At 42.9% G+C, this 3,964-nt stretch carries 3 protein-coding genes; all 3 read left to right on the top strand.

Translation table 11 applies throughout. The annotated features are described in order from the left end of the window. The coding region (locus DWW81_RS12925; protein WP_117945396.1) for a SpaA isopeptide-forming pilin-related protein at nucleotides 1–3,411 on the top strand (3,411 nt) is incomplete at its 5' end. Then, complete coding sequence (locus DWW81_RS12920; protein WP_117898182.1) at nucleotides 3,408–3,734, top strand: DUF3852 domain-containing protein; 327 nt, start codon at nucleotides 3,408–3,410, stop codon at nucleotides 3,732–3,734. The genes DWW81_RS12925 and DWW81_RS12920, both read left to right, overlap by 4 nt. A 16-nt stretch (nucleotides 3,735–3,750) precedes the next feature. Continuing rightward, a complete protein-coding gene (locus tag DWW81_RS12915; protein ID WP_117898181.1) occupies nucleotides 3,751–3,936 on the top strand; it encodes a hypothetical protein in 186 nt (61 codons plus the stop codon). Nucleotides 3,937–3,964: the final 28 nt, after the last annotated feature.

The raw sequence follows: 3,964 nt of genomic DNA, 5'->3' as shown, positions 1-3,964 counted from the left end.
GGAAAAGGTGCAGGCGGTACTCATTGGAGAATTGAGGCTAACGGCTCTGAGGGAGTTGTTATCAATAACAAGACCGACGGTAAAACTGCGACTGTCATGAATATGTCGGCGTTCAGGATCACATCCAAAGATGTGAAATTTACTATTACAAAAGTCTATAAAGCTGATAATACCGTAAAGATCAATGGTATCAGTCCTATTGACGGTTCACAGGCTATTTACGGCGTATACACTGATAAAGCTTGTAAAAACAAAGCAGGAGAAATCAAAATCGATAAAAACGGAAGCGGCTCGATTGAACTTCCGAATAAGCAGTATTATGTTAAAGAAATCAAAGCACCTACAGGCTACAGCCTATCAACTGAAGTATTTGCACTTAATGCAAATGAAAACGTAAATGTTACCGAGGATTATCTTAAAGGAAACATCATAATCAATAAAACTGCCGAGGATGGTATAATCGGTCAGCGTGAATTTAGAGTAACATGGACTCAGAACGGAAAATCTCACTCCAAGACGGCAAAGACAAATTCAAGCGGAATTGCGGAGTTTAAAGGTCTTAACGTATACGATCTTACAAGTAAAAAAGCAATTTCATATACCATATCCGAAATCAACGTAGATACGGGATATGAAACTCCCAAGGCGAAGAATGTCAAGCTTACAGACGGCGACATTGATCTGACCGTAAATGTGAAATTCAACAACGAACTTAAAACAGGTTCTATTAAGATCAACAAGCAGTCTGAGGATAATCAGAACGGCGGCAGAGAATTTACTGTAACAGGTAACGGCAAGACTTACAGCATAAAAACAGGTTCTGACGGTATCGCAATTCTTTCCGATATTCCCGTTTACGACAGCAATAACGAGAAAATTGTTTACACGATTTCTGAAAAAAATGTACCCGTAAAATATGTTGTTCCTGCGGATCAGACAGCAACTCTTACTGCTGACGCAACTACAACCAAGACATTCAAAAACGTTCTCAAAAAGTTTACCGCCCAAGTAACAAAGCAGGATTCCGAAACAGTTTCCGCACAGGGCGACGGTACTCTTGCAGGAGCAGTTTACGGCATTTACCGTGACGGCGAACTGATTGACACCTACACCACAGATGAAAATGGATATTTCAAATCAAAAGAGTATGTCTGCGGAAACTACACTGTTCAGGAAATTTCACCAAGCGAGGGCTATCTGCTTGACGAAACTGTGTACTCGGTTGGTGCAGAAGCTGAGAATTATTCCATTGAGCATAACCCCATTTCCATGACAGTGACCGAGGACGTTCTCAAGGGAAAAATCAGCATAATCAAGCATTCCGATGACGGAACAACGCAGATCGAAACTCCCGAAGTCGGTGCAGAGTTTGAGGTTTATCTCAAGTCATCAGGCTCTTATGAAGCTGCAAAAGACAGCGAAAAAGACTATCTCGTATGCGATGAAAACGGCTATGCTGCGACAAAAAAGCTCCCCTACGGAATCTATGTCGTTCATCAGACCAAGGGCTGGGAAAGCACCGAATATATGGAGGATTTTGAGGTTGTAATCAGCGAAAACGAAAAAGAATATTTCTATTTGCTCAATGACGCAGTGAAAAAATCCTTTGTTAAAATCGTGAAAAAGGACGCTGAAACAGGCAATGTAATTCCCGTTTCGGGCATCGGCTTCAAGGTTTGGGACTGTGCAAATTCCGAATATATTTCTCAAAAAATTTACTATCCGTCAGAAATGATTCTCGACACATTTTACACCGATGAAAGCGGCTCGCTGATGCTGCCGCAGGAGCTTGCTTACGGCGATTACGAGCTTCACGAAGTGCAGTCGGCGGAGGGTTATGTGCTTGATAAAAATCCTGTTCCATTTACAATTGACGGTTCAGTGGAAACCGTAGTTGTGGAGAAAACAAATACCGCACAGAAGGGCAGAATTTCTGTTCAGAAAACAGGTGATATTTTTACAACGGTCGCTACAGCATCATCTGCTTACACGGACGAAAACTGCGAAACTATTGTAAATCCGACAACTTACACTCCCGTTTTTGCAAGCGGAAATCTGTCCGGTGCAGTATTTCAGATTATCGCAGTAGAAGATATTGTGACGCTTGACGGCACGATCAGAGCAAATGCCGGCGATGTTGTAGCTGAGATCACGACCGATGAAAACGGATATGCAGAAACAGACCTTTTGTATCTTGGCAAGTATGAAGTCAGAGAAATTACTGCCCCTGACGGCTATGCTCTTAACGCAGAATCTCAGTTTGTTGAACTGACCTATGCAGGACAGGAAATTGCTGTTCGTGATACCGTAAATACGTCATTTGTCAACGATTATCAGGGTGTAGAAATTTCACTTTCTAAGGTCATGGAAAAGGACGAGTTATTTAACATCGGTAACTCCGATGAATATACCCGAGTTCGTTTCGGACTGTTCGCAGCCGAGAATATTACCGCCGCTGACGGCTCGGTAATTCCTGCTGACGGACTGATTTCTGAAATAAGTCTTGCTGAAAATATGTCCGCAAAGTTTGATACTGCTCTGCCTTTCGGCAAGTATTACGTTCAGGAAATTGCAACCGATGAGCATTATGTTCTGAACGGTAAAAAGTACCTTGTAAACTTCGAGTATATGGGACAGGAAGTAACTACTGTTACTGTTGATTGCGGCGAGTTTAAGAATGCTTTAAAACGTGGAAAAATCAGCGGTAAAAAGGTTGATGAAAACGAGAAATCTCTTGAAAATGCTTTGTTCGGACTGTTTGCTGTTGATACTGCTGAGTTTACTGCTGACAACGCATATATGACCGCTGTTTCCGATGAAAACGGACACTTTGAATTTGACAAGATCCCATACGGCGAGTATATCGTCAGGGAAATCGAAGCTCCCACAGGATATATTCTCAGCGATGAAAGCTACCCTGTGACAATTTCTGAGGACGGCGAAGTCATAGAAATTAAAGCTGTGAATAAATCTACAAAAGTCAGAATTTCCAAGCAGGATATTACTACAGGTGAGGAGCTCCCCGGCGCAACGCTTCAGATTATTGACGAGGACGGAAATGTTGCCACGGAATGGGTATCAACAGACGAGGCTCACTTTATCGAGGGCAAGCTGATTGCAGGCAAGGAGTACACGCTCCGTGAAACGATCGCTCCCGACGGTTATGAGATTGCAAGCGAGATAAAGTTTACTGTGAATACTGACGGAAGTGTAACGGAGGTCGTTATGTACGATGAGCATACGCCTGATCTTGAAATTCCTCCTACAGTCACAATAGATACTCCTAATACAGGTGTATCCGCAGACAATAGTGCTGAGCTTTATCTAGTAGCCGCAGCGGTTATTATGGCTTTCGGTATGGTCATATGCAAGAGGAACGATAAGGAACAGAGAAAGGATGATGTGAAATGAGATCTAAAAAGAAACTGATCGCAGCAGCAAGTTCGGTGTGCTTTGCAGCTATGATGTCGCTAACTGCTTATGCTTCAGGCGATGTTGCGGGAGCTGTGCAAAGCACTTGGACCACTGCAAGATCGCAGGTGGTTTCGGTTGTAAACAACGTCGTGTTCCCCGTAATCGACGTGATATTGGCGGTTTTGCTGTTTGTTAAGATAACGCTGGCATACTTGGATTACCGCAAACACGGGCAGTTGGAGTGGACGCCGATTGCTATCATTTTCGGCTGTCTTATCTTTGCTTTGACTGCTCCGTTGTATATCTGGTCGATCGTTTAAAAAGGAGAATTTGTGTATGAAAAAAATATATTCAGCTATGGTTTCAGCGGCAATCGCAATGACAATGACCGCCTGCGGAACGATCAGTCCGCCAATACAGAATGCAGCAGAAACTACCGCAACAACGCCGATAACAGCCGAGTCCGTATTGGATTCGGCTGTCTCTTCGGAGGTCGAAATAATCCTGTATAATAAAACTTGACACATAAAAAACAATCAAAGTATAATAA

This window comes from Ruminococcus sp. AF17-1AC (genome assembly GCF_003461385.1).
In the GTDB taxonomy this organism is placed as follows: domain Bacteria; phylum Bacillota; class Clostridia; order Oscillospirales; family Ruminococcaceae; genus Hominimerdicola; species Hominimerdicola aceti.
This window is presented reverse-complemented; position numbering and strand designations above follow the sequence as displayed.